At 66.6% G+C, this 1,870-nt stretch carries 2 protein-coding genes; both read left to right on the top strand.

All coding sequences use genetic code 11. The annotated features are described in order from the left end of the window. On the top strand, positions 1–957 hold a 957-nt coding region (locus tag HLB15_RS23475; protein WP_249360547.1), incomplete at its 5' end, for a carbohydrate ABC transporter permease. After that, positions 954–1,870, top strand: a 917-nt coding sequence (locus tag HLB15_RS23470) for a carbohydrate ABC transporter permease (RefSeq protein WP_171109162.1), incomplete at its 3' end; no start/stop codon positions are given. The genes HLB15_RS23475 and HLB15_RS23470, both read left to right, overlap by 4 nt.

The raw sequence follows: 1,870 nt of genomic DNA, 5'->3' as shown, positions 1-1,870 counted from the left end.
CCGCGCCGGCTCGGTTTCTCCCAGCGGTTGGGCCGCTGGGACGTGAAGCTGTCCCCCTACCTGTACATCTCACCGTTCTTCGTGCTGTTCGCGGTCACCGGCCTGTTCCCCCTGGCCTACACCGCCTACGTCTCGGTGCACGACTGGTCCCTGCTGGGCGGGCAGGGCGACTTCGTCGGCCTGCAGAACTTCTCCGACGTGCTGGCCCAGCCCACGTTCTGGAAGAGCCTGGGCAACACCGTCTCGATCTTCGTGCTGTCCTCGATCCCGCAGGTCCTGATCGCGATCACGATCGCCGCCCTGCTGGACCAGAACCTGCGCGCGGCCACGTTCTGGCGCATGGGCGTGCTGATCCCCTACGTCGTGGCCCCCGTAGCGGTCTCGATGATCTTCGGACGCCTGTTCGCCGACCAGTACGGCCTGATCAACTCCCTGCTGGGCACCATCGGCCTGGACCCCGTCGCCTGGCACGGCGACCGCCTGGCCAGCCACCTCGCGATCGCGACCATGGTCAACTACCGCTGGACCGGGTACAACGCCCTGATCTTCCTGGCCGCGATGCAAGCAGTACCCCGCGAGCTGTACGAAGCAGCCGTCATCGACGGCGCCGGACGCGTGCGCCAGTTCTTCTCCGTGACCGTCCCCCAGATCCGCGCCACCATCATCTTCGTGGTCATCACCTCCACCATCGGCGGCCTGCAGATCTTCGACGAGGTCCGCATGTTCGACGTCTACGGCCTGGGCGGCCCCGACCAGAACTGGATGACCACCGTCGTGTTCCTCTACGACCTGGCCTGGGGCGACCAGCACTCCCTGGGCCGCGCCTCAGCCGTGGCCTGGCTGCTGTTCCTGCTGATCATCCTCATCGGCCTGATCAACTTCGCCATCACCCGCCGCATCTCCACCAACACCACCAAGACCACCAAGACGAAGAAGAAGAACGGGGGGAGGGCATGAGCTCCGTCGCCGTCACCGCCCAGACCGCCGGCCCCGGCGCCGCCCGCGCCGCCGCCCGCAACCGCAACCGCCGCCGCCGCAACCACGGCGGCACCCGACGCGCCGGGTCGGTCGTCTACACCCTGCTGACCCTCACCCTGCTGATCTCCGCCTTCCCCCTGTACTACACCCTCCTGCTCGGGTCCTCCGACCCCGTGGAGATCTCCCGCAACCCCGTCCCCCAATGGCTGCCCGACACCAGCCTGTTCACCCAGTTCCAGACAGTGATCCAGTCCACCCAGATCAACTTCTGGCTCGCGCTGGCCAACTCCGTCATCATCTCCGTGGCCGCCGCCGCCTCCGTGGTCCTGTTCTCCACCCTGGCCGGCTACTCCTTCGCCAAGCTCCGCTTCCGCGGCCGCGGACCCCTGCTGGTCTTCGTCATCGCCACCATGGCCGTACCCACCCAGCTCGGCGTCATCCCCCTGTACATCCTCATGACCGACCTCGGCTGGATCGGACAGCTCCAAGCCGTCATCGTCCCCGCCCTGGTCACCGCCTTCGGCGTCTTCTGGATGACCCAATACCTCTCCGAAGCCCTCCCCTACGAGCTCATCGAAGCCGCCCGCGTCGACGGCGCCAGCATGATCCGCACCTTCTGGTCCATCGCCCTACCCGCCGCACGCCCCGCCGCCGCCATGCTCGGCCTGTTCACCTTCGTCCAGCAATGGACCAACTTCTTCTGGCCCAGCATCGTCCTGTCCTCCCAGAACCCCACCCTCCCCCTGGTCGTCAAGTCCCTGCAGTCCAACTACTTCGTCGACTACTCCCTGGTCATGGGCGGCGTCTTCCTGGTCACCCTGCCCCTGCTCATCATGTTCGTCTTCGTCGGCAAACAACTCGTCGCCGGCATCATGCAAGGAGCCGTGAAGGG

The sequence above is a fragment of the Promicromonospora citrea genome, assembly GCF_013004695.1.
In the GTDB taxonomy this organism is placed as follows: domain Bacteria; phylum Actinomycetota; class Actinomycetes; order Actinomycetales; family Cellulomonadaceae; genus Promicromonospora; species Promicromonospora citrea.
The sequence above is the reverse complement of the archived record's forward strand: the minus strand, read 5'-3'. Positions and strand labels throughout refer to the sequence as shown.